The 23,889-nt window shown below is 52.2% G+C and carries 19 protein-coding genes, 1 pseudogene and 1 other annotated feature; of the genes and pseudogenes, 9 read left to right on the forward strand and 11 right to left on the reverse strand.

Annotated features, from left to right (window positions below):
* Nucleotides 1-31: 31 nt before the first annotated feature.
* Nucleotides 32-1,735 (forward strand): SulP family inorganic anion transporter, encoded by a 1,704-nt coding sequence (locus Z042_RS15330; RefSeq protein WP_024910805.1) that lies wholly within the window; start codon nt 32-34, stop codon nt 1,733-1,735.
* A 46-nt stretch (nt 1,736-1,781) separates the two neighbouring features.
* On the opposite strand, the gene Z042_RS15335 is transcribed toward Z042_RS15330, so the two are convergent.
* Both Z042_RS15335 and Z042_RS15340 read right to left on the reverse strand, forming a co-directional pair.
* Nucleotides 1,782-2,534: a YciC family protein gene (locus tag Z042_RS15335; protein ID WP_024910804.1), complete on the reverse strand. Its 753-nt coding sequence runs from the start codon at nt 2,532-2,534 to the stop codon at nt 1,782-1,784.
* Between the two features lie 33 nt (nt 2,535-2,567).
* Nucleotides 2,568-2,989, reverse strand: a pseudogene (locus tag Z042_RS15340) (YkgJ family cysteine cluster protein).
* 278 nt (nt 2,990-3,267) lie between these two features.
* On the opposite strand from Z042_RS15340, the gene ompW reads away from it, so the two are divergent.
* Entirely contained in the window at nt 3,268-3,909 is a 642-nt protein-coding gene (gene ompW, locus Z042_RS15345; RefSeq protein ID WP_024910803.1) for an outer membrane protein OmpW, read from the forward strand.
* 125 nt (nt 3,910-4,034) lie between these two features.
* Here ompW and trpA read toward each other — a convergent pair whose 3' ends face one another.
* The 6 genes from trpA to Z042_RS15375 are packed head-to-tail and all read right to left on the reverse strand — an operon-like array spanning nt 4,035 to nt 10,596.
* Complete coding sequence (gene trpA / locus Z042_RS15350; RefSeq protein WP_024910802.1) at nt 4,035-4,841, reverse strand: tryptophan synthase subunit alpha; 807 nt, start codon at nt 4,839-4,841, stop codon at nt 4,035-4,037.
* Nucleotides 4,841-6,031, reverse strand: a complete 1,191-nt coding sequence (gene trpB, locus Z042_RS15355) for a tryptophan synthase subunit beta (protein WP_024910801.1) — start codon at nt 6,029-6,031, stop codon at nt 4,841-4,843. Before trpB ends, trpA begins: the two co-directional genes overlap by 1 nt.
* Nucleotides 6,032-6,069: 38 nt before the next feature.
* Nucleotides 6,070-7,431, reverse strand: coding sequence for a bifunctional indole-3-glycerol-phosphate synthase TrpC/phosphoribosylanthranilate isomerase TrpF (trpCF, locus tag Z042_RS15360; RefSeq protein ID WP_024910800.1), 1,362 nt, complete (start codon nt 7,429-7,431; stop codon nt 6,070-6,072).
* An 8-nt stretch (nt 7,432-7,439) separates the two neighbouring features.
* Nucleotides 7,440-8,438: an anthranilate phosphoribosyltransferase gene (gene trpD / locus Z042_RS15365; protein WP_024910799.1), complete on the reverse strand. Its 999-nt coding sequence runs from the start codon at nt 8,436-8,438 to the stop codon at nt 7,440-7,442.
* 16 nt (nt 8,439-8,454) lie between these two features.
* Nucleotides 8,455-9,036: a glutamine amidotransferase-related protein gene (locus Z042_RS15370; RefSeq protein WP_024910798.1), complete on the reverse strand. Its 582-nt coding sequence runs from the start codon at nt 9,034-9,036 to the stop codon at nt 8,455-8,457.
* Nucleotides 9,037-10,596 (reverse strand): anthranilate synthase component 1, encoded by a 1,560-nt coding sequence (locus Z042_RS15375; protein WP_037405794.1) that lies wholly within the window; start codon nt 10,594-10,596, stop codon nt 9,037-9,039.
* 28 nt (nt 10,597-10,624) lie between these two features.
* Nucleotides 10,625-10,728: a sequence feature (Trp leader region), on the reverse strand.
* A gap of 226 nt (nt 10,729-10,954) precedes the next feature.
* On the opposite strand from Z042_RS15375, the gene rnm reads away from it, so the two are divergent.
* From rnm to rluB, 3 genes are all read left to right on the forward strand, one after another.
* The gene (rnm, locus tag Z042_RS15380) at nt 10,955-11,824 is read left to right on the forward strand and encodes an RNase RNM (protein WP_037405791.1); all 870 of its coding nucleotides are present in this window, start codon (nt 10,955-10,957) and stop codon (nt 11,822-11,824) included.
* Between the two features lie 58 nt (nt 11,825-11,882).
* Nucleotides 11,883-12,503 carry an L-threonylcarbamoyladenylate synthase gene (locus Z042_RS15385; RefSeq protein ID WP_024910796.1) on the forward strand — a complete coding sequence of 207 codons (621 nt, stop codon included), beginning with the start codon at nt 11,883-11,885 and terminating at the stop codon, nt 12,501-12,503.
* A gap of 159 nt (nt 12,504-12,662) precedes the next feature.
* On the forward strand, nt 12,663-13,559 hold the full coding sequence (rluB, locus tag Z042_RS15390) for a 23S rRNA pseudouridine(2605) synthase RluB (RefSeq protein WP_024910795.1): 897 nt from the start codon (nt 12,663-12,665) through the stop codon (nt 13,557-13,559).
* Between the two features lie 43 nt (nt 13,560-13,602).
* On the opposite strand, the gene cobO is transcribed toward rluB, so the two are convergent.
* A complete protein-coding gene (cobO, locus tag Z042_RS15395) occupies nt 13,603-14,193 on the reverse strand; it encodes a cob(I)yrinic acid a,c-diamide adenosyltransferase (protein WP_024910794.1) in 591 nt (196 codons plus the stop codon).
* Nucleotides 14,194-14,206: 13 nt separating this feature from the next.
* Complete coding sequence (locus Z042_RS15400) at nt 14,207-14,968, reverse strand: YciK family oxidoreductase (protein ID WP_024910793.1); 762 nt, start codon at nt 14,966-14,968, stop codon at nt 14,207-14,209.
* A gap of 336 nt (nt 14,969-15,304) precedes the next feature.
* Between Z042_RS15400 and sohB the strand changes: the two genes are divergently transcribed.
* Nucleotides 15,305-16,351, forward strand: a complete 1,047-nt coding sequence (sohB, locus tag Z042_RS15405) for a protease SohB (protein WP_024910792.1) — start codon at nt 15,305-15,307, stop codon at nt 16,349-16,351.
* Nucleotides 16,352-16,401: 50 nt separating this feature from the next.
* Here sohB and Z042_RS15410 read toward each other — a convergent pair whose 3' ends face one another.
* Entirely contained in the window at nt 16,402-16,653 is a 252-nt protein-coding gene (locus Z042_RS15410; protein ID WP_024910791.1) for a YciN family protein, read from the reverse strand.
* Nucleotides 16,654-17,060: 407 nt separating this feature from the next.
* Between Z042_RS15410 and topA the strand changes: the two genes are divergently transcribed.
* The 3 genes from topA to acnA all read left to right on the forward strand — a co-directional run bounded on the left by topA (nt 17,061) and on the right by acnA (nt 23,835).
* Nucleotides 17,061-19,658 (forward strand): type I DNA topoisomerase, encoded by a 2,598-nt coding sequence (gene topA, locus Z042_RS15415; RefSeq protein ID WP_024910790.1) that lies wholly within the window; start codon nt 17,061-17,063, stop codon nt 19,656-19,658.
* 347 nt (nt 19,659-20,005) lie between these two features.
* Nucleotides 20,006-20,980: an HTH-type transcriptional regulator CysB gene (gene cysB / locus Z042_RS15420; RefSeq protein ID WP_024910789.1), complete on the forward strand. Its 975-nt coding sequence runs from the start codon at nt 20,006-20,008 to the stop codon at nt 20,978-20,980.
* A 182-nt stretch (nt 20,981-21,162) separates the two neighbouring features.
* On the forward strand, nt 21,163-23,835 hold the full coding sequence (acnA, locus tag Z042_RS15425; protein WP_024910788.1) for an aconitate hydratase AcnA: 2,673 nt from the start codon (nt 21,163-21,165) through the stop codon (nt 23,833-23,835).
* Nucleotides 23,836-23,889: the final 54 nt, after the last annotated feature.

Below are 23,889 nucleotides of genomic sequence, written 5' to 3' on the forward strand. Positions count from 1 at the left end.
AATAGGCAACAAATTACTATGGAAAATAGCTATGCAGTGGAAATCTCTCCGGGCATTAATGCCTGGTTTGACGCATTTGTTGGAATATGAACGTAGTTGGCTGAAACCAGATATTCGTGCTGGCCTGTCGGTGGCGGCGGTAGCACTGCCGGTGGCGATCGCTTATGCCGAGCTTGCTGGTGTCAGCCCGGTGGTAGGGCTTTACTCCTGTATTTTACCAATGATTGCTTACGCGATCTTCGGTTCGTCACGTCAATTGATCATTGGCCCGGATGCGGCAACCTGTGCGGTGATCGCTGCCGTAGTGACGCCGCTTGCTGCGGGGAGCATGGAGTTGCACTGGCAACTCACCATTATGATGACCGCCATGATGGGGGGATGGTGCCTGCTTGCCAGCCGTTTCCGGCTGGGGGCGCTGGCTGATTTATTATCGCGGCCAATACTCAGTGGATTATTAAACGGTGTGGCAGTGACCATCATTGTCGGCCAAATAGGGAGAGTCGTGGGTTTTGACACCTCTCCTGCACAATTGATTGAACGGATTTATGCATTGCCCGGCAACCTGCTGCACAGTGATTGGCTGACAATCGCTGTCTCGCTGTTAACGCTGCTGGTGTTGATAGGGGTGAAAAAGCTGCGGCCAAATTGGCCCGCTCCTTTGTTTGCCATTATGTTGGCAACCTTTGCCACTTGGGCGGGGGATTTGCAGCAGTACGGGATCATCACCGTGGGTGGTTTCAGCGGCATATTGCCTATCGTCCAGTGGCCAGATTTTCAGCCAGGATTGCTGCGCGATATGGTGATACCCGCGTTAAACCTGGCGGTAGTAAGCTTTGTCAGCATGATGCTCACCGCGCGGAGTTTTGCGGCAAAAAATGGCTATGAAGTGAATGCGGATGCGGAGTTTCGTGCGTTGGGGCTGGTAAACATTGTTTCTGCGCTATCGCAAGGGTTTGCTATCAGCGGTGCCGATTCACGTACGGCGGTAAATGACGCTAACGGCGGCAAAAGCCAATTGGTATCGATCATTGCCGCTGTAGTGATCGCCATTGTGTTGTTATTTTTGACTGAGCCGTTGCAGTTTATCCCTGTTGCGGGATTGGGGGTGGTACTGATTTATGCCGCCTGGTCGTTGATTGATATCCGGGGTATTTGGCTGCTGCGTCGGCGTAACGCGCAGGCGTTTCGTTTGGCGGTTTTTACTTTCCTCAGCGTGTTGCTGGTGGGGGTGATCAGTGGTATCGGCTTGGCAGTATTGCTCGGGTTGATGCAATTTTTGCGCACCGTATTCCGCCCAACTGAGCAACTGCTGGGGGTCAACGATGAAGGTATGATTCATTCCATGGGGAATAACAATGGCGTGAAGGCGGTTGCAGGGGTGATGATGTACCGATTCAATTCGCCACTGACTTATTTTAACGTGGCCTATTTTAAGCGGCGTATCCTCAACCTGGTAGACAGCACACCGTTTCAGCCGCGTTGGGTGGTGGTGGATGCCGTAGCCAGTTTTACCCATGCCGATATCAGTGTGCTGGCAGCCATTGATGAACTAAAACGTGATTTGTTACAGCGTAACGTAAAATTGGTACTGGCAGGGCGGCGCACTGAATTGACCCGATGGTTTCGCCTGAACCGCGTGGGGCGCGATCAGGATCTGATCCTGGTGCCCGATCTCTATCTGGCTTTGAAGCTGATTCAAAGTAAGGAACAGGCAGAACCGATGGTAGCGCAGTAATAAAAAGGGCACGCTTTGGCGTGCCCTAATGCATTTCAGCGGATAATCAATCACGCAACAACATATACAGGCGGAACAGATAAATCAGCAGCAGGGCTGAAATCAGATTGCTCAAGGCCGTCAAGATCACACTGGCTATATCGGGGGGCAAAACAGATAAATGGCTGACCATAAACAACACCAGCAGTTTAGCTGCCAGCCAGAGCATCATGGCTGGAACAATAACGCGGGCGTTGGCGAAAGCCAGTTTGCAGCTTAAGCTCAACGAGGCAAACACCCCTTTGTTGTCAGCAACGGAAATCACTGAGGCCAACGAGAATGAGATCGCCAGAATCACACCAGGCACGATAAGCAGCGTCAAGCCAATCCAGATTAGTAGGGTGCAGATAAACAGCAGCAGTAACAAGCGTGGCAACAGTGGAGCCGCGGCACCGATAGCGCGCAGTGCGCTGGTGCGTTCGCCCTGAGAAACCAAACGGATCAGCGTCAGCACCCCTCCCACCAGCAACACATTGCCTACCAAGGCTGAAAACATCACGGCAACAAAGATTTTTAACAACACCCTTTGCTGTTCTGGTGTCATTTGCCGAATGATTTCCTGAATTCCCATACCGGCGGTTGAAGTTAAATCACCTTCCGTAGCACTCAACAGCTTCAACTGTTCAATATCAGGGCTGAAAGCCTGATTGAGCAGCACAGAAATGAGCGCAGTCAGCAGCGCCAGCAAGAGAATGCTGACCGATTGATTACGGAAAAAGTTAAAACTGTCACGGTACAACGTGCTGGCCGTGATAGGCATGCAGACTCCTTGGCAATTAAGAACAGAGACAAATCAGTGGGTAATTGTACCCTGTTCCGAGCGGCTGTGGCACCCCGTGAATTGCACAGTGTTGATTTCTTCGGCGATCAGGGCGTGAAAATGGGGAGCGCTGGTAGACCATAATAATTGCGCGCGCGATCGCAGGCCCGATCACGTTGGCTATTTTCTCTGGATTGGCCGAACTCGCGGCAGGTGCTTGGCCGATTAGGATAGATCAAACAGGAAACGGCCTTACCGATGGTACCCTGCAAGGCAATACAACGGGGAGCTTTGCTGTTGGTTCCCAGCATACAACGTAGGAAAGGAGGCAATGGTTCTGTTAAAGATAAAGGAACCGTGCCGCCGCCATCTTCTGCTTCAGCCCAATAGAATGACACTCGAAAATAACCGCAACATGCACCACAACTGATGCAGGGATTATTAATTTCGCTCATTTTGATTGCCTGTGGTGGCCCACTCAACTCAGCATGAAGGACGAACTTACTCAAAGGGAATTTTTTTAGCAACCTGAATCTGAGGGCGTATTTTAACATTTTCGCAATAATCACTGTTTTTTGATTTAAATCAATTCTTGATTTATTAATGGCTTAGGTGTCCTTGTTTTTGGTATGAATTTAAATATTTACTCATAAGATGTGATCTCGATTGGATCATAAATACCTGTTAATAGGTATATTCGTCGAGACTGTAAACCACATAAATGGAATGGATAATGAAAAAGACAACTCTGGTGATATTGGGAGCAATGATGGCTCCTATGTTGGCAAGTGCGCATCAGGCGGGTGATTTCCTGTTCCGTGCGGGTAGTGTAACAGTGCGTCCTAATGCGGGTTCAGATGATGTTCTGAGTCAGGGTTCGTTTGGTGTATCAAACAACACCCAACTGGGCCTGACTTTTGGTTACATGGTAACCGACAATATCGGTGTTGAACTGCTGGCAGCGACCCCTTTCCGTCATAAAATCTCGCTGAATGGAACGGGAGTAAACGGGGATATCGCGACGGTTCGCCACCTGCCGCCATCATTGATGGCACAGTACTATTTTGGCGACAAGCAGGATAAACTGCGCCCTTATTTGGGGCTTGGCCTGAACTACACCACCTTCTTCAGTGAAAAGTTCAACGATTATGGCAAGAGCGTTGGAGTCAGCAATCTGGATCTGAAAGATTCTTGGGGTGTTGCCGCTCAAGCGGGTGTGGATTACAACCTGGATGAGAACTGGATGTTGAATATGTCGGTGTGGTGGATGAATATCGAAACCGAAGCCCGCTTTGATGTGGGTGGTCAACACCAAAGTATTGACACACGCTTGGATCCGTTCGCCTTTATGTTCGGGGTCGGTTACCGCTTCTGATTGTGGTTTTATATTCAGGGGGCGCTTTGGGCGCCCCCTTTTTGTTATTGCTGCTACATACTATTCCTATCCCCACAATCCTCAATCAGCGGGTACAAGCTGTTGCACCCGCTGATTGATGGGCATTAGGCGCGGGTTGCCGCTTTCATTTCACGAACAAATGCACCCAATTTGGCTAGCATTTCAGCAGGTTTTGCCTGATGTTGCTCGATGATCTTGACGATTGCTGACCCGGATATTGCTCCGGCGGCTCCGGCCTGTAACGCGCTTTTTACCTGGGATGGTTCGGAAATACCAAAGCCTTGCAGCGGTGGTGCCGCGTGATATTCCCGCAGTTTGTTCACCAGATGATGCAGCGGCAATTGCGCCCGGCTTTCGGTTCCGGTGACGCCAGCGCGCGACAGCAGATAGGTATAACCGCGGCCATGAGAGGAGATCTCACGCAGCAGATCATCATCGGCATTCGGTGGGCAGATAAAGATCGGTGCAATCCCGTGGCGGGCTGCTGCCGCGCGGAAGGGAGCCGACTCTTCAAAGGGAACATCGGCGATCAGTACCGAATCAACGCCGACCTCGGCACAACGCTGATAAAATGCGTCGATACCTTTGTGGAACACCAGATTGGCATACATCAACAGGCCGATTGGAATAGTAGGGTGTTTCTGGCGGATCGCAGCCAACATTTCGAAACAGTGGGTTGGCGTGACGCCAGAAGCGAAGGCACGCAGTGCCGCATTCTGGATGGTTGGGCCATCGGCCAGCGGATCGGAGAACGGAATACCCAATTCCAATGCATCCGCGCCGTTCTCCACCAGAGTATCAATGATCTGTAGTGATAGCGTTGGGTTAGGATCGCCCAGGGTAACAAATGGCACGAACGCGCCTTCCCGATTGCCTTCCAGGCGTTTAAACAGTTGCTGATAACGTTCCATCAGATTTCTCCCCGAGCTTTCAGAATGTCGTGAACGGTGAATATGTCTTTGTCACCACGGCCAGATAGATTAACCACCAAAATCTGTTCTTTCTCGGGTGTTTCACGGATCATTTTCAGCGCATGTGCCAACGCATGGGAAGATTCCAACGCTGGGATAATACCTTCGTGGCGCGACAAAGCTTTAAAAGCCTCCAGTGCTTCATCGTCAGTAATCGACACGTATTCAGCGCGGCCGATGCTGTTCAGATAAGCATGTTGTGGCCCAACGGAAGGGAAATCCAGGCCAGCGGAGATAGAGTAAGACTCCTCGATTTGCCCTTCGGAGGTTTGCATCATCGGGGATTTCATACCGAAATAGATACCGATGTTGCCGTGTTTCAGGGGAGCGCCATGCTGACCAGTTTCGATCCCCAGGCCAGCGGGTTCAACGCCGATCAGGCCAACGCTGGCGTCGTCGATAAAGTCGGCAAACATGCCAATGGCATTAGAACCCCCACCGATGCAAGCCAGCACCGCATCCGGCAGGCGGCCTTCACGCTCCAGCATCTGGGCTTTGGTTTCTTCGCCGATCATGCGTTGAAACTCGCGCACGATAGTGGGATAAGGGTGCGGCCCTGCGGCGGTGCCGAGCATGTAGTGGGCTGTGTCGTAAGTGCCGGACCAGTCGCGTAAAGCTTCATTGCAGGCATCTTTCAGCGTGGAAGAACCGCTGTGTACCGGGATCACTTCAGCACCCATCAGGCGCATGCGAAAGACGTTCGGTGACTGGCGCTCAATGTCTTTTGCTCCCATATAGATGCGGCATTTCAGCCCGAGCAATGCACAGGCTAATGCCGAAGCCACGCCATGTTGGCCTGCACCGGTTTCTGCAATGATCTCGGTTTTGCCCATACGTTTGGCAAGCAGTGCCTGGCCCAATACCTGGTTGGTTTTGTGTGCACCACCGTGCAGCAGATCTTCGCGTTTCAGATAAAGTTTAGTTTTGGTGCCAGCGGTCAGGTTTTTACACAGCGTCAGAGCGGTGGGGCGGCCGGCGTAGTTTTTCAGCAGATCGATAAATTCTGCCTGAAACTGAGGGTCACGCTGTGCGCTGATAAAGGCTTCTTCCAGCTGTTTCAGAGCCGGCATAAGAATTTGTGGTACATACTGACCACCAAATTCACCGAAATAGGGGTTAAGCAGCGTCATGATGTATCCTGTTGTTATCCAAAAAATTATATTTGCAGTTAGTAAGAGCGCAAAGCCTGGAACACCGCCGCCAGACGCGCCGCATCTTTGATACCGGGTTGGCTTTCTACGCCGGAATTAAAATCGAGGCCTGTGCAACCAAGCTGGGCGGCAGCCACGCAGTTATCGGCGTTCAGGCCACCGGCCAGCATCACATTATCCAGCGTTTCCCCTTGCAGCAGCGCCCAATCAAAACGTACTCCAGTACCACCGGCACCGTTATCCAGCAGATAGCGATCAACATGCTGTAGATCGCGCGCGGGCAGGCTGTCTTTCACGCTTAACGCTTTCCAAATTTGGCAGGAAGCAGGCAACTTGGCGCGCAGGGCAGCAATATAGGGTTGGTCTTCCGCACCGTGCAGTTGCACGGCATGCAGGCCGAGGTGCTCGGCAGTCTGAACCAGCGTCTCTAGCGGAGCATCGCAGAACACGCCGACGTATTTCAACGGCGCTCCGGCAATCACCTCTCTGGCTTGTGTGATATCAACACAGCGCGGTGAGCGGCCGACGAAAATCAGCCCACCGTAGTTGGCACCGGCCTGGTAAGCGGTGGCAGCATCCTGCGGGCGAGTCAGGCCACAGACTTTATTATCACCCAGAATCACCCGGCGTACTGCGCTACGCAGATTAGTTTCCGACATCAGCGCACTGCCGATCAGGAAGCCATTGGCAAAGCGGCTGAGTTCACGGATCTGGCCATAATGATTGATACCTGATTCGCTGATCACCGTGACGCCCGCTGGCACTTGCGGGGCCAAAGTGCGGGTGCGATTCAGATCGATGGAAAGATCGCGCAGATCGCGGTTATTGATGCCAATCACTTGAGCTTCCAGCCTCACCGCGCGCTGCAATTCTTCTTCGCTGATGACTTCTGTCAGCACGCCCATGTTCAGGCTATGGGCCACTGTGGCCAACTGGCGGTATTGCTCGTCATTCAGCACTGACAGCATCAGCAGGATGGCATCGGCCTGATAATAACGCGCCAGGTAGATCTGGTACGGATCGATAATGAAATCTTTGCACAGCACGGGCTGGGTAACGGTTTTACTCACCAATGGCAGAAAATCGAAACTGCCCTGGAAATATTTCTCATCGGTCAACACAGAAATTGCCGAGGCAAAGTCCTTGTAAACTGAGGCGATTTCCACCGGGTCAAAATTCTCGCGGATCACCCCTTTGGAAGGGGACGCTTTTTTGCATTCAAGAATAAAGGCCGTTTTGGCCTCTTGCAGCGCCTGATAAAAACCACGAGTGCTTGGGACGATGTCATTCTGAAAGCCAGCCAGTGGCTGTTGTTGGCTTCGTGCCGCGACCCATTGCGCTTTATCACGAACAATCCTGTTGAGCACGGTTTCCTGCATGACTTATCCTATCCTCTTGCTGCCAATGCGGTGACACGCTCATAGGCCTGCCCGCTGTGAATCATATCCAATGCCTGTTGCGCGTTGTGGCGCAAATCTTCCTGCCCGAATAACTTCAGCAGCAGAGCGACGTTAGCGGCGACCGCTGCGGCGTGGGCAGGTTCACCGTTACCTTGTAACAACCCTGCCAGAATGTCACGGTTTTCTTCGGGTGAACCACCTAACAAGGACTCAAGCGAATGGCTTTCTAAACCGAAGGATTTCGGCGTCAGTTGATAGCTTTCAATCTCACCATTATTCAGTTCCGCTACGTGGGTGGTGGTGTGGATGGCAACTTCGTCCATACCGCCACCGTGTACCACCGCAGCACGTTGGTAGCCTAGCACACGCAAAGTTTTGGCTATCGGCAACACCAGTTCCGGGCTGTATACGCCAATCAGCGCCAACGGCGGACGGGCCGGGTTAATTAATGGGCCGAGCACGTTGAATACCGTGCGGGTTTTCAACTGTTGGCGTACCGGCATCGCGTGGCGAAAACCGGTGTGATACTGCGGCGCGAACAGGAAACACACGCCAAGCTCATCTAACGCCTGACGAGATTGTTCAGCCGGTAGGTCCAGACTGATGCCAAACGCTGCCAACAGATCGGAAGAACCTGAACGGCTGGAAACGCTGCGGTTGCCGTGTTTGGCGATCTTTGCACCACAGGCGGCGGCGACAAAGGCGCTGGCCGTTGAAATGTTAATGCTATTGGTGCCGTCTCCACCAGTGCCCACAATATCCGCAAAATCATAATCTGGCCGTGGGAACGGCAAAGCATCATCCAGTAAGGCTTTGGCTGCCCCAGCAATCTCTTCCGGGCGCTCGCCGCGAATTTTCATGCTGATCAGCGCGGCGGCCAGTTGGCTGGGCTCCAGTTCACCGCGCACGATAGCGCTGAACAGTTGCTGGCTTTCCTGCTGGTCCATCGACTCTGAACGATACAGTTTTTCAAGAATAGGTTGCATAGTCATTATCTCTTAATTATTGCGCCAGAGCCCAGGCCAGGGTCTGCTCAAGCAAACGTGCGCCTTGGCTAGTCAAAATCGACTCTGGATGAAACTGGAAACCACAAACACGGTGTTGATCGTGGCGAACGGCCATTACCATGTCAGCGAAGCGGGCGTTAACCGTCAGCTCTGCGGGGATATTGCTGCCGACCAGTGAGTGGTAGCGGGCGACCGGCAGCGGATTGGCCATTCCGGCAAACATCCCTTCACCATCGTGGGTGATGGCAGAGGCTTTGCCATGCAGGATTTCACCCGCTTGGCCAACATGGCCGCCGTAAGCTTCAACAATCGCCTGGTGGCCGAGACAGATACCGATGATCGGCATCTGACCGCGCAGCCGTTGCAGCAGTTCTGGCATACAGCCTGCGCCTGCTGGCGTACCGGGGCCGGGTGACAGCATCAACACCGGTTGTTCCATCTGTTGCAGACGCGCAATGATGATGTCAGCGGCAACCTGGTTGCGGTAAATCACTACCTGATGACCGCTGGCGCGCAGTTGGTCAACCAGGTTGTAAGTAAAGGAATCAACGTTATCGAGCAGCAAAATATCGGCCATTTAAAATACCTCCTTGGCCTGATGCGCACTGGCGATGGCACGCAGCACGGCGCGTGCTTTGTTACGGGTTTCATCAGCTTCGGCCTGAGGCACGGAGTCCAGCACCACACCGGCACCGGCTTGCACGGTGGCAATACCATCCTCAACATACGCAGAGCGGATGACAATACAGGTATCGAGATCGCCATGCGCGGTGAAATACCCCACGGCTCCCCCGTAACTGCCGCGGCGTGAGCCTTCGGAGGCAGCAATCAACTGCATAGCGCGCACTTTTGGTGCACCGCTCAATGTTCCCATGTTCATACAGGCCTGATAGGCGTGCAGCACGTCGAGATCGGCGCGCAGGTGACCGACCACGCGGGAAACCAGATGCATCACGAAGGAATAACGATCGACTTTGGTCAGGTCTGCCACGTAGCGGCTGCCTGCTTCGCAGATTCGTGCCAAATCGTTGCGCGCCAGATCGACCAGCATAAGGTGCTCGGCCAGCTCTTTATGGTCGGTACGCATTTCCAGTTCGATACGGCTGTCAAGATCCAAATCCAGAGAACCATCGGCACGGCGGCCGCGCGGGCGGGTGCCGGCGATGGGGTAGATTTCGATCTGGCGGCTGTTGGCATCGTATTTCAACGCGCTTTCCGGTGAAGCGCCAAACAGGGTGAATTCGTCATCCTGCATAAAAAACATGTATGGGCTTGGGTTGTGGTCTTTCAGTGTTTGATAGGCGGCCAGCGGTGCCGGGCAAGGCAGCGAGAAACGGCGTGAAGGCACCACTTGGAAAATTTCACCTTGGTGGATCGCCTGTTGCAGTTCGCTGACCACTGCACCGTACTCTTCATCAGTCTGGTTACAGCTCAGTTGCATATTTTCCAGTTTTTGCTGGGGAACTGGCTGTGGAGCCTGTTTCAACTGTGCCTGGATCTGTTCCAGGCGCTGTTGCAAACGCTGTGTCTCGCTGCTTTTGCCAGTGAATACGCTGGCCTGCAAACGGGCAACGCTGCACTGGTGATCGAGCACCAACAGGGTTTCTGCCAGATAGAAACAGAAATCAGGGCAACGCTGATCGTGGCGCAGTGCTGGCAAATCTTCAAACCCGGCTACCAGATCATAGGCAAACAGGCCGCCGAGCAACATCGCTTCACGTTCATCGGCTGGGGCATCGACCAGTGCCAGCAATGTGCGCAGTGCGTCGAAAACCGACAGCGAACGCAGACGCGCATCTTCATCCTGTACAGCATCAATAGCTGGGAAGGTTAATTCGCGGCCAGCAGGGCGCACCAGGATCTGCACCTCGGCCGGGAGGGCTTGATCCAGCAGCGGCAGCAATGCTGCGCCATTAGCGGTGAGTGCCTGAATGGTGACGTTACGGCCCAGCGCGGTGATGCGCAGGGCACTGTCGATGACCAACAGGCTTTTCAGATTTTGCTTGCTGGTGATTTCTGCCGACTCCAGTAACAAAGTCGCCGGACGAGCGCCACACAACTGGTGGAAAATTGCCGTTGGGTCCCCTCGGTAGTCGGCCTGTGCCGTCAGGAGTTTAAGTTGTGGCTTGCTGTTCATTATGGGTGGTTCCAGTTAAATTTTGTCCGTAAAAAAGCCCGCGTTATGAGCGGGCTTAGGGAATCTACAGTGTCAGATGACAGGTATGCGTGATTACACCGCCCACAAGAGGGAAGTACGCCACCAACGAAGAAGAGAAGTTTGCTTAATCATTTAATGCTCTCTTGGTTATCATCTAACAGGGTAACTGTTGTGAACTTGTGTACTAGTTAACTGGATCGAGAGCCTAAAGTCAACTCTCTTTTTACACAATATGTTAGCGGAAAGTGTGCCGGGGTTTCATTCAGCAATAATAGATTTCCGCCGAACCTGCCCTAGCGGTTATGATAGCTAGCCAAACCATCGCGGGATATTTCTTTTGACAGACAGCAGCCCATACTCTTCCGCTTTTACCTTGTACGATCTCCACAGCCATACCACTGCTTCCGACGGTTATCTGACGCCGACACAGCTGGTACAGCGTGCGGTTGAGATGCGTGTAGGGGTATTGGCCATTACCGATCATGACACCATCGGCGGTTTAGCAGAGGCGGCGGCAGCGATCGCTGAACAGGCGCTGCCATTGCAATTGGTTAACGGCGTAGAGATTTCTACCCTGTGGGAAAACCATGAGATCCATATTGTTGGCTTAGGTATGGATATCGCACATCCTGCCTTGAACCAACTGTTGGCCGAACAGACTCAGCGCCGCCATCAGCGCGCACAAGAAATTGGCGTGCGGCTGGTAAAAGCGCGCATTCCTGATGCTTTTGCCGGCGCGCAGCAACTGGCTGGCGCGGGTGCAGTAACGCGTGGCCATTTCGCCCGCTACCTGGTGCAAATCGGCGTGGCGGATAATCTGGCACAGGTATTCAAGAAATACCTCGCCAAGGGGAAAACCGGCTATGTTCCGCCACAGTGGTGTACAATAGAACAAGCTATTGATGTAATTCATCAATCCGGTGGGCAAGCCGTGATGGCACACCCTGGCCGTTATGAACTGACTGCCAAATGGCTTAAACGTTTGTTGGCACATTTTGCTGAAAACGGTGGGGATGCTATGGAGGTGGCGCAGTGTCAGCAGGCACCCCATGAACGCACGTTGTTAGCCAGATATGCGCAGGACTATCAATTATTGGCGTCACAGGGTTCCGATTTCCATCAGCCCTGTTCGTGGATCGAACTGGGGCGCAAACTGTGGTTACCCGGCGGCGTTGAGCCGGTATGGCGTGACTGGCCGCAACCTTAACAGACCGTTACTTGGTAGCTTACATGTTGCCAGTTCGCATTATTTTCAGGAGTAACAAATGAGCCAGTTATTTTATATTCACCCAGATAACCCGCAACCGCGCTTGGTGAATCAGGCGGTTGAGGTATTACGCAAGGGCGGGGTGATCGTTTATCCAACAGATTCTGGCTATGCGCTGGGCTGCAAACTGGAAGAAAAAGCGGCGATGGAGCGGATTTGCCGTATCCGCCAGTTGGATGGTAATCACAATTTCACGCTGGTGTGCCGCGATTTGTCTGAGTTATCGACCTATGCTCATGTGGACAACACCGCATTTCGCCTGCTCAAGAACAATACGCCAGGCAACTACACCTTTATTCTGAAGGCCACCAAAGAAGTGCCGCGCCGCCTGATGAACGACAAGCGTAAAACCATCGGATTACGCGTGCCTTCCAACCCGATTGCGCTGGCATTGCTGGAGGTGCTGAACGAGCCGATGATGTCGACCACGCTCATGCTGCCGGGCAATGATTTTGCAGAATCCGACCCGGAAGAAATCAGTGAACATTTGGGTAGACAGGTGGATTTGGTGATCCACGGTGGCTTCCTTGGGCAGCAACCGACCACGGTTATCGATCTGACCGAATCCACGCCGGAAGTGGTGCGTGAAGGAGCGGGCGATCCCTCTCCCTTTCGATAAACTACCGGACGAAGGCGGTTACAACGCTGAATAAAGCCTGTATAGTGTGCGGTCGGTTTTCACCAAGAGATTATTTTTGCGGCTACATTTCTATTTTTGCAGAAATCTGGCCACAAAATCCCCCCGACGCCTGTGAAGGCGACATTAGAGGTTTGCTCAATGAGCGAAAAGTTACAGAAAGTATTAGCGCGTGCGGGCCATGGTTCGCGCCGTGAAATCGAAACCATGATTGAAGCAGGCCGCGTCAGCGTCGATGGTAAAATTGCCAAGTTGGGCGATCGTGTTGATGCGAGTCCTGCGATGAAAATCCGTGTGGATGGTCATGTGGTTTCTATCAAAGAATCCGCGGAAGCCGTGTGCCGTGTGTTGGCGTATTACAAACCGGAAGGGGAGCTTTGTACTCGCAGCGATCCTGAAGGCCGCCCAACGGTGTTTGATCGGTTGCCTAAGTTGCGTGGTTCACGCTGGGTGGCGGTAGGGCGTTTGGACGTGAATACTTCAGGGCTGTTGCTGTTCACCACTGACGGTGAACTGGCGAACCGCCTGATGCACCCCAGCCGTGAAGTTGAGCGCGAATATGCGGTGCGGGTGTTCGGCCAGATTGATGACGAGAAAATCAAGCAACTGAACCGTGGTGTGCAATTGGAAGATGGCCCAGCCGCGTTCCGTACCATCAGTTTCCAGGGTGGCGAGGGGATCAACCAGTGGTACAACGTTACCCTGACCGAAGGGCGCAACCGTGAAGTTCGCCGCCTGTGGGAGGCCGTTGGTGTGCAGGTCAGCCGTTTGATTCGTGTGCGTTATGGCGATATCGATCTGCCTAAAGGGCTGCCGCGCGGTGGCTGGGCAGAACTGGATTTAAAGGCGACCAACTATCTGCGTGAACTGGTGGAGTTGAAGCCAGAAACCGTCAGTAAACTGCCGGTTGAACGCGAGCGCCGCCGCGTAAAAGCCAATCAGATCCGCCGAGCAGTAAAACGTCATAGCCAAGTCGCAAGCGGCAGCCGTCGTGGTGCGCCAGGCAGCAAACCGGCAAAATCATCTAAACGCAGTTAAGCTTTACCGCCATGGTAATGCACTGCCAGCAAATGGCAGTGTGTTACCAATCAATCCCTTGCTGAGCTTTGATCCCTGCGTCAAACGCGTGTTTCACCGGCCGCATTTCTGTCACGGTATCCGCTAGCGCCAGTAAATCCCGATGGCAACCTCGGCCAGTGATGATAACGCTCTGATGCGCAGGGCGCTGGTGCAGGGCTGCCAGCAGTTCTTCCAGCTCTAGATAGCCGTAACTCACCATGTAGGTTAGCTCATCCATCAGCACCAAATCCAGGTGGTTATCAGCCAGCATACGCTTTCCATGCTGCCAGACGGCCTGACAAGCGGCAGTATCATGTGCTTTATTCTGGGTTTCCCAAGTAAACCCCGTAGCCATTACCTGAAACTCCACACCGTGCTGTTGCAGCAGATTTTTTTCGCCGTTTGGCCACTGGCCTTTGATGAACTGGATCACACCGGCTTTCAGGCCGTGGCCCACCGCACGGGTTACGGTGCCGAAGGCGGCGGTGGTCTTCCCTTTACCGTTGCCAGTAAATACCATTAACAAACCGCGCACATCCTGAGCGGCGGCAATACGCGCATCTACTTGTTGTTTCAAACGTTGCTGACGTTGTTGGTGGCGATCTTCAGCCATGTGCGGAACCCCCTTATTCGGCTGCGCCGGGCTTACGGCCAGGTTGGGCATCAAAGCTGATCCCGGTTTTACGCCGGCTGTCACCGCCCATAAGGTACAGGTACAATGGCATGATATCGGCCGGGGTTTTCAGTTTATTTTTGTCTTCATCAGGGAACGCTGAGGCGCGCATTTGTGTGCGTGTTCCACCTGGATTGATACAATTTACCCGCAGATTGTGAGTTTTATATTCATCAGCCAATACCTGCATCATACCTTCCGTCGCGAACTTGGATACTGCATAGGCTCCCCACTGGGCGCGCCCCGTGCGGCCAACGCTGGAGCTGGTGAAAATCAACGATCCTGAGTTGGATTTCAGCAACAATGGCAGCAGCGCCTGGGTGAGCATAAAGGTGGCGTTGACGTTGACTTGCATCACATCATTCCATGTTGCCAGTGGTAGTTCAGCCATTGGCATCAGCTCGCCCAACAGACCTGCATTGTGTAGCACTCCGTCCAAGCGCGGCACTTTGCTCATCAGCTCAGTGGCCATTTGTTGGCACTGTTCTGGTGTGACGTGCAAGAGATCGAGCGTAATAATACTTGCGGGCATACCACCTTGGGCGGCAATTTCCGCCTGTACCGCTTGCAGTTTGCTCTCTGTGCGCCCCAGTAATATCAGCTGTGCGCCAAACCGCGCGTAAGTTAGTGCCGCTTCGCGGCCAATACCATCACCCGCGCCGGTGACCAGGACAATATGGTGGGCGAGAAGGTCATGTTTAGGTTGGTAATGCATATTTGTTCCTTGTGTCATCACGTTGACAGGTTACCACCTGGGCGTAGGCCGATGATTAAACAGGATAGACCCTGGTTTAAACAGAGCAAATGGCCCTACAGCAAAAGTTATCTTATCAAGCTGATGAATAATGTGTGCTATATGCCTGAAAGGGATCGCATTTTCAATGATTAGCCTGCAAAATCGGCAGAACTAATGACGGCTTGGTTGCTCCTACGGGCAACGCTATGGTGAAGTAAAAACATAAGGCGTTTTCATTTAGCCACGACAGCGGTAGCACCGATTGGTTAAAATGGATAAAGTCATACTAACAAACTGTAAATAAAGGCGGAGTCTGTGGAGTTTATATCTATTTATGGCCTGTTTCTGGCCAAAGTTGCCACGGTGGTGATTGCCATTGCTGCACTGGCGGTGTTGGCAGTCAACCTGGGGCAGCGCAAGAGTCAGCAGAAAGGGGAATTGCAACTTATCGACTTGGGTGAGCAGTACCGTGAAATGCAGCGTGAGATGCGCCTGGCGCGGATGGGCGAAGCGGAGCAAAAAGCCTGGAGCAAGCAATTCAAAAAGCAAACCAAAGCGGATGAAAAACTGAAGAAGCACCGTGCCAAATCTGGCGCGGTCGAAGCCAGTAAGCCTTGTCTGTATGTGTTGGATTTTAAAGGCAGTATTGATGCCCATGAAGTTGCCTCATTGCGCGAAGAAATATCTGCCGTGCTGGCCGTGGCAACAACCCAGGACGAAGTGCTGCTGCGTTTGGAAAGCCCTGGCGGTGTGGTCCATGGTTATGGTCTGGCGGCTTCGCAGTTGGAGCGTTTACGCAAAGGCGGCATCCGTATGACGGCCGCCGTAGATAAAGTTGCCGCCAGTGGGGGATATATGATGGCCTGCGTGGCCGATCGCATTGTGGCAGCCCCTTTTGCGATTATCGGTTCAATTGGCGTTGTGGCGCAGATCCCTAACTTTCACCGTTTGTTGAAGAAAAACGAAATCGATGTTGAGCTGCATACCGCAGGCCAGTTCAAACGCACGTTGACGCTGTTTGGGGAAAATACCGAACAGGGGCGCGAGAAATTCCGCGAAGACCTGAACGAAACACATGAGCTGTTTAAGCAATTTGTTCAGCAGCAACGCCCTTCATTGGATATTGACAGCGTGGCTACCGGTGAACACTGGTTTGGCTTACAGGCGAAGGACAAAGGACTGATTGATGCTATAGGCACCAGTGACGATCTGCTGATTGCCGAGCTTGAAAACCATGAAGTGATCGGTGTGCGTTATACCCAACGGAAACGTCTGCTTGATCGCTTTACCAGTAGTGCGACAGAGAGCGTTGATCGCTTGCTGTTACGGTGGTGGCAACGCGGTGAGAAACCGTTGCTCTAAGCGCGGATATCCATCATTTTGCGGGGGCGTTGCCCCCGTTTTTTTATGCTTTAGTTGAGCAGATGATATTTCTCGGAAAGTATATGGGCTAAATGCTTAAACATATTAAATACCGCCGTTGTTTTTGCGGTGGGTAAACCATCAGAATCCAGAAAAAACTCACCGCGGAAAACCAGAACGCTGCCCTTTTGTTCAACCTCGGTGGCAACCATACCCCTCAGATAATCTTCATGCTGGCGGATGATATTATTTGCCTCTGCTAACAAGGCTTCCCGTTCGATGGGCTGAGTTGTTGCTCGCATGTGTACACTCCAAACAAAAAATCTTGCCGGCATTCTAACGCTGGTTCGCGTTTATCCGCAAACTGGCTAAGGTTTAGTTGTTGCTCGGATGATTCAGTAGCCAGCAACCATTGGAGAAATATGGCTTTCCGTGCTAATTAGGTTGCGTGCCGCTTTTTATCAGGTAGAGTGTGGGATTTTGTGGCTTCAGGTGGAAGAATTTGTTTACGTCCAGTCGTGGTCTGATATGGCTTTCTCTGAGGTTTTGGGCGTAAAGCAGGCAAGAATAGCAACTGGCGTAGGTGGACATTAAAAAATGTGTTGATCTCCTGCTAGAGTACCGCAATATAAAAAAGAGATATCAATTGCCGTGATTCGGCGGAATAAATGACTTCTTTTTAGAAGAAAAAAATCAGGTAAAGGTAAATATGGGTAAAGCTCTCGTAATAGTTGAGTCCCCGGCAAAAGCCAAAACTATTAATAAGTATTTAGGAAATGACTACGTGGTGAAGTCTAGCGTGGGTCATATCCGTGATTTGCCGACCAGTGGCTCAACCAGCAAAAAGAGCGCTGATTCAACCGATGACAAAACCAAAAAGAAAGTTAAGAAAGATGAAAAAACGGCGCTGGTAAACCGCATGGGCGTCGATCCTTATCATGGCTGGAAAGCGCATTACGAGATTCTGCCAGGCAAAGAGAAAGTGGTCGCTGAGTTAAAGTCGTTAGCGGAAAATGCCGACCATATCTACCTCGCAACGGACCTTGACCGCGAAGGGGAAGCCATTGCCTGGCACCTGCGGGAAGTGATCGGTGGGGATGACAAACGTTTCAGCCGCGTGGTGTTTAACGAAATCACCCAAAACGCCATCCAACAGGCGTTCAAAGCGCCAGGTGAATTGAATATAGACCGTGTGAATGCCCAGCAAGCGCGCCGCTTTATGGATCGCGTCGTGGGTTATATGGTTTCACCCCTGCTGTGGAAAAAGATTGCTCGCGGGTTATCTGCTGGGCGGGTGCAATCGGTCGCGGTACGCTTGGTGGTGGAGCGTGAGCGCGATATCAAAGCATTCGTGCCGGAAGAATACTGGGAGTTACATGCCGATCTGCTAGCCAAGAATGAAGTCGCGTTGCAGATGGAAGTGACTCATGCTCACGATAAACCCTTCAAGCCGGTTAACCGTGAACAAACCCATGCAGCGGTCAAACTGCTGGAAAAAGCCCGTTATACGGTGCTGGATCGCGAAGACAAACCGACCAGCAGCAAGCCGAGTGCGCCTTTCATTACTTCTACACTGCAACAAGCAGCCAGCACTCGCCTGAGTTTTGGCGTGAAGAAAACCATGATGATGGCGCAGCGTCTGTATGAAGCCGGCCACATTACCTATATGCGTACCGACTCCACCAACCTGAGCCAGGACGCGCTCAACATGGTGCGTGGTTACATCGGGGGTAATTTCGGTGATAAATATTTGCCGAAAGCCGCCAACCAGTACAGCAGCAAAGAAAATTCACAAGAGGCTCATGAAGCCATTCGGCCTTCCGATGTTAACGTGTTGGCCGAACAGCTAAAAGACATGGAAGCGGATGCACAAAAACTGTATCAGCTGATCTGGCGCCAGTTTGTTGCCTGCCAGATGACGCCAGCACAGTACGACTCCACCACGTTGATAGTGAAAGCGGGTGATTTCCAACTGCGTGCCAAAGGCCGTACGTTGCGTTTTGATGGCTGGACCAAAGTGATGCCCGCGCTGCGCAAGGGTGATGAAGATCGTACTCTGCCGTTTGTTGAAGTGGGCAGTGAGCTGGATCTGCAAAAACTGATCCCAAGCCAGCACTTTACCAAACCACCGGCGCGTTACAGTGAAGCATCGCTGGTGAAAGAATTGGAAAAACGTGGCATCGGCCGCCCATCCACCTATGCATCGATCATCTCGACCATTCAGGATCGTGGTTATGTTCGGGTAGAAAACCGCCGTTTCTATGCAGAAAAAATGGGTGAGATCGTCACCGATCGCTTGGAAGAAAACTTCCGCGAATTGATGAACTATGATTTCACGGCGCGGATGGAAGATGGCCTGGATCAGGTCGCTAACAACCACGCAGAATGGAAAGCGGTGCTTGACGAATTCTTTGCTGAATTTAGCAAACAGCTGGAGACGGCAGAGAAAGATCCTGAAGCCGGCGGGATGCGTCCGAACCAGATGGTGATGACCAGCATTGATTGCCCAACCTGTAACCGCCAGATGGGTATCCGTACTGCCAGTACCGGCGTTTTCCTCGGTTGTTCCGGCTATGCACTGGCACCTAAAGAACGCTGCAAAACCACCATTAATCTGGTACCGGAAGCGGAAGTGCTGAACATCCTTGAAGGGGATGAAGCTGAAACGAATGCTCTACGAGCCCGCCGCCGCTGCCAGAAATGCGGCACTGCGATGGACAGCTATCTGATCGACAACCAGCGCAAGCTGCACGTTTGTGGCAATAACCCAGCCTGTGACGGTTATGAGATCGAAGAAGGTGAATTCCGCCTGAAAGGCTACGATGGCCCGATCGTTGAGTGTGAAAAGTGTGGTTCTGAAATGCACCTGAAAATGGGGCGTTTCGGTAAGTACATGGGGTGTACCAACGAAAGCTGTAAGAACACTCGTAAAATCCTGCGCAATGGTGATGTTGCACCACCGAAGGAAGATCCGGTTCCGTTGCCAGAGTTGCCGTGTGAAAAGTCGGACGCCTACTTTGTACTGCGTGATGGTGCTGCGGGGGTATTCCTGGCTGCCAATACCTTCCCGAAATCGCGTGAAACCCGGGCGCCGTTGGTGGAAGAACTACAGCGCTTCCAAGATCGTTTGCCGGAAAAACTGCGCTATCTGGCCGATGCGCCTGCCGTTGATGCGGATGGGAATAAGACGATGGTGCGTTTTAGCCGCAAAACCAAGCAGCAGTACGTTTCCTCAGAGAAAGACGGTAAAGCCACCGGCTGGTCTGCTTTTTATATTGATGGCAAATGGGTTGAAGGCAAAAAATAAGCTGGCCCTTTGGCAGTATGAAAACCAGCCCTGGTGGCTGGTTTTTTCTTGGCCAAAAAAGGTGGGCAGACCGATTATTTGTTAATTTTACTTATCTTGAGATAAGGAATACTGGTGGGATGATGGTTATCTTACCGTGATGTGAATCTATACTTGATGTAACAAAATGATATAATAGTTATATAAAAAATTTTTTTATGATTAAAATTTATTACTAGCGGCATTTTTATCAATCCCTGAGTGAAATCACTGGGTTTAGGGTTTGTGTTACTGTTCAGTATTCCGGGGTGGCGCCGAGATATTTGGCTGCGGTAAATCGCAGTGTTTAACTTAGGATGGTATAAGATATGAAATTGCAGCAACTGCGTTACATCGTAGAAGTGGTGAATCATAACCTAAACGTCTCTTCTACGGCAGAAGGTCTCTATACCTCTCAACCCGGCATCAGTAAGCAGGTGAGAATGTTGGAGGATGAACTCGGCATTCAGATTTTTGCCCGCAGTGGTAAACACCTCACACAGGTGACGCCTGCTGGGCAAGAAATCATCCGTATTGCTCGCGAAGTGTTGTCCAAAGTGGATGCCATTAAAGCCGTTGCCGGTGAGCATACTTATCCAGATAAAGGTTCGCTGTACGTAGCCACAACGCATACTCAGGCACGTTATGCGCTGCCTAATGTCATTAAAGGTTTTATTGAGCGTTACCCGCGCGTATCGCTGCACATGCATCAAGGTTCGCCGACGCAAATTGCCGAAGCCGTATCCAAAGGTTCGGCAGATTTTGCCATTGCCACCGAAGCCCTGCATCTGTATGACGACTTAATCATGCTGCCTTGTTACCACTGGAATCGCGCGGTGGTTGTGAAGCCCGATCATCCATTAGCGGGAAAAAGTCACATTACTATTGAAGAATTGGCGGCTTACCCGATTGTTACCTACACCTTCGGTTTTACTGGCCGCTCTGAGCTGGATACCGCTTTCAACCGTGCCGGGCTGACGCCACGTATCGTTTTTACCGCCACTGATGCTGATGTGATCAAAACCTATGTGCGATTGGGCTTAGGGGTGGGGGTGATTGCCAGTATGGCGGTTGATCCGGTACAAGATCCCGATCTGGTGACCGTGAATGCGAGCGATATCTTTACCTACAGCACCACCAAGATTGGTTTCCGGCGTAGCACTTTCCTGCGTAGCTATATGTATGATTTCATCCAGCGTTTTGCCCCTCATCTGACACGCGACGTGGTGGATAGCGCGGTAGCGTTGCGTTCGAATGAAGATATCGAAGCGCTGTTCAACGACGTTAAACTCCCTGTGAAATGATTGCCTGCGGGCCGGTAGCATACCGGCCTATTTATCTTCTAATAGCTTCTCTCCTTTGCCCCGCCATAGCCTGTTTGCCTGTTAAATCACGTTGTTATCAAAACGTTAATTAAACTTTGTGTTATCTTTAAATAAGACCTTAGTAATTACCTTGCTTTTAAAATAATGAAAATGGAGGAGCTATGTCGTCCAATCTTCGTGAAACAAGTAGGGATAAGCTGGTGGTACTGGATAGGGAATATCATTATTACAGCTTGCCACTGGCGGCCAAACGATTAGGGGATATTGATCGGTTGCCGAAATCAATGAAGGTGTTGTTGGAAAACCTGCTGCGCCATGTGGATGATGATACGGTACGCGATGAGGATCTGCAGGCGATCGCAGACTGGCTGCGAACCGGCCATGCCGATCGTGAGATAGCCTACCGTCCAGCGCGTGTTTTAATGCAGGATTTTACCGGTGTTCCGGCGGTGGTGGATTTGGCAGCGATGCGTGAAGCGGTGCAGCGCCTCGGCGGCAATGTTGAGCAAGTCAATCCGTTGTCACCGGTGGATCTGGTCATCGACCATTCGGTCACCGTCGATGAGTTTGGCGATGATGACGCTTTTGCAGAAAACGTCCGTATCGAAATGGAGCGTAACCACGAGCGCTACACCTTCCTGCGCTGGGGGCAGAAAGCCTTTAACCGTTTTCGCGTAGTACCGCCTGGCACCGGTATCTGTCATCAGGTCAACCTGGAATATCTGGGGCAAACCATTTGGCAGAGCGAAGAGGATGGCACGCGTATGGCGTACCCGGATACTCTGGTCGGCACCGACTCCCATACCACCATGATTAATGGCTTGGGCATTCTTGGCTGGGGTGTAGGGGGGATCGAAGCGGAAGCGGCCATGTTGGGCCAGCCAGTTTCGATGCTGATCCCCGACGTAGTCGGCTTTAAACTCATCGGTAAGCTGAGAGAAGGGATCACCGCCACCGATCTGGTATTAACCGTAACCCAAATGCTGCGTAAACACGGAGTAGTGGGTAAATTTGTTGAATTTTATGGTGATGGGCTGGCGGATTTACCGTTGGCCGATCGGGCGACTATCGCCAATATGTCGCCGGAATTCGGTGCCACCTGCGGTTTCTTCCCGGTAGATGACGTCACACTGGGTTATTTGACCCTAAGCGGCCGCAGTGCTGAGCAGATCGCACTGGTGGAGGCCTATGCCAAAGCGCAGGGGATGTGGCGTAATTCTGGCGATGAACCGGTTTTCACCAGCACTCTGGTGTTGGATATGTCAACGGTCGAAACCAGCCTCGCCGGGCCGAAACGGCCACAGGATCGTGTGGCATTGACGCAGGTGCCACAGGCATTCACGGCTGCCACTGAACTGGAACTGGGCAGCCAGAAAGATAAATTGGCAACCAAGAGTTTCACGCTGAATGGTCAGCATCATGAGCTGCATACCGGGGCGGTGGTGATTGCGGCAATTACTTCCTGCACCAACACTTCCAACCCAAGCGTGATGATGGCTGCAGGTCTGCTGGCGAAGAACGCGGTAGAGAAAGGTTTGAAGACCAAACCTTGGGTAAAAACCTCGCTGGCTCCCGGCTCCAAGGTGGTGACCGAATATTTCAACCGCGCCAAACTGACGCCGTATCTGGAAGCGCTGGGTTTTAATCTGGTGGGTTACGGTTGTACCACCTGCATCGGTAACTCCGGGCCATTACCGGAACCCATTGAATCGGCGATCAAGGCTGGTGATCTGACCGTCGGAGCCGTGCTGTCTGGTAACCGTAATTTTGAAGGGCGCATCCATGCTTTGGTAAAAACCAACTGGCTCGCCTCACCGCCGCTGGTTGTGGCTTATGCCTTGGCTGGCAACATGAAGGTGGATCTGACCCAAGAACCATTGGGAGAAGGGCACGACGGTAAGCCGGTCTATCTGAAAGATATTTGGCCAACCAGTGAAGAAATTGCTCAGGCGGTGGAGGAAGTTCGTACCGAAATGTTCCACAAAGAATATGCTGAAGTGTTCGATGGTGATGCGAGTTGGCAGTCGATCCAGGTTAGCGGCTCAGCGACCTATCAATGGCAAACGGATTCAACCTATATTCGCCACCCACCCTTTTTCAGCAGCATGAAAGCACAGCCGGAACCGGTGGAAGATATCAACGGGGCGCGTATTCTGGCGTTGCTTGCCGATTCAGTCACCACCGACCATATCTCGCCAGCGGGTAATATCAAGCGCGAAAGCCCGGCTGGGCGTTATCTGGGGGAACGCGGTGTCGAGGTGCGAGATTTCAACTCTTATGGTTCGCGCCGTGGCAACCATGAAGTGATGATGCGCGGTACTTTTGCCAACATCCGTATCCGTAACGAAATGGTGCCGGGGGTGGAAGGGGGCTATACCCGCCATCTTCCGTCGCAAAATCAGATGTCGATCTATGATGCTGCCATGCAATATCAGCAAGAACAGGTGCCGTTGGCAGTAATTGCCGGTAAAGAATACGGTTCTGGCTCCAGCCGCGACTGGGCCGCGAAAGGCCCGCGCTTGTTAGGCGTGCGTGTCGTGATCGCCGAATCCTTTGAGCGTATTCACCGCTCTAATCTGATTGGCATGGGCATCTTACCGCTGGAATTCCTGCCGGGTGTGACGCGTAAAACACTGGGGTTAACAGGGGAAGAACAGATCAGTATCAGTGATTTGCAAAGCCTTCAACCGGGCCAGCGTGTACAGGTACACATCATGTATGCGGATGGTCGGCAGGAAGTGGTGCCTACCCGTTGCCGTATTGATACAGGCAATGAGCTGACCTACTACCAGAACGATGGCATTTTGCACTACGTCATTCGTAAAATGCTATAGACGCACACCATCAGGGCACCGTGAGAGTGCCCTGATGTTTTTTATAGCCAGCAG

It is taken from the genome of Chania multitudinisentens RB-25, from assembly GCF_000520015.2.
GTDB classification, from domain to species: domain Bacteria; phylum Pseudomonadota; class Gammaproteobacteria; order Enterobacterales; family Enterobacteriaceae; genus Chania; species Chania multitudinisentens.

Excerpts from the sequence above, each read along its gene's own strand:
- Z042_RS15375 (WP_037405794.1), bottom strand. The coding sequence starts at position 10,596 with ATGAACAGCAAGCCACAACTTAAACTCCTGACGGCACAGGCCGACTAC.
- Z042_RS15400 (WP_024910793.1), bottom strand. The coding sequence starts at position 14,968 with ATGCATTACCAACCTAAACATGACCTTCTCGCCCACCATATTGTCCTG.
- Z042_RS15410 (WP_024910791.1), bottom strand. The coding sequence starts at position 16,653 with ATGCGAGCAACAACTCAGCCCATCGAACGGGAAGCCTTGTTAGCAGAG.
- cobO (WP_024910794.1), bottom strand. The coding sequence starts at position 14,193 with ATGGCTGAAGATCGCCACCAACAACGTCAGCAACGTTTGAAACAACAA.
- Z042_RS15335 (WP_024910804.1), bottom strand. The coding sequence starts at position 2,534 with ATGCCTATCACGGCCAGCACGTTGTACCGTGACAGTTTTAACTTTTTC.
- Z042_RS15370 (WP_024910798.1), bottom strand. The coding sequence starts at position 9,036 with ATGGCCGATATTTTGCTGCTCGATAACGTTGATTCCTTTACTTACAAC.
- trpA (WP_024910802.1), bottom strand. The coding sequence starts at position 4,841 with ATGGAACGTTATCAGCAACTGTTTAAACGCCTGGAAGGCAATCGGGAA.
- trpCF (WP_024910800.1), bottom strand. The coding sequence starts at position 7,431 with ATGCAGGAAACCGTGCTCAACAGGATTGTTCGTGATAAAGCGCAATGG.
- topA (WP_024910790.1), top strand. The coding sequence starts at position 17,061 with ATGGGTAAAGCTCTCGTAATAGTTGAGTCCCCGGCAAAAGCCAAAACT.
- Z042_RS15385 (WP_024910796.1), top strand. The coding sequence starts at position 11,883 with ATGAGCCAGTTATTTTATATTCACCCAGATAACCCGCAACCGCGCTTG.
- rluB (WP_024910795.1), top strand. The coding sequence starts at position 12,663 with ATGAGCGAAAAGTTACAGAAAGTATTAGCGCGTGCGGGCCATGGTTCG.
- trpD (WP_024910799.1), bottom strand. The coding sequence starts at position 8,438 with ATGCAACCTATTCTTGAAAAACTGTATCGTTCAGAGTCGATGGACCAG.
- ompW (WP_024910803.1), top strand. The coding sequence starts at position 3,268 with ATGAAAAAGACAACTCTGGTGATATTGGGAGCAATGATGGCTCCTATG.
- cysB (WP_024910789.1), top strand. The coding sequence starts at position 20,006 with ATGAAATTGCAGCAACTGCGTTACATCGTAGAAGTGGTGAATCATAAC.
- trpB (WP_024910801.1), bottom strand. The coding sequence starts at position 6,031 with ATGACGCTGCTTAACCCCTATTTCGGTGAATTTGGTGGTCAGTATGTA.
- acnA (WP_024910788.1), top strand. The coding sequence starts at position 21,163 with ATGTCGTCCAATCTTCGTGAAACAAGTAGGGATAAGCTGGTGGTACTG.
- Z042_RS15330 (WP_024910805.1), top strand. The coding sequence starts at position 32 with ATGCAGTGGAAATCTCTCCGGGCATTAATGCCTGGTTTGACGCATTTG.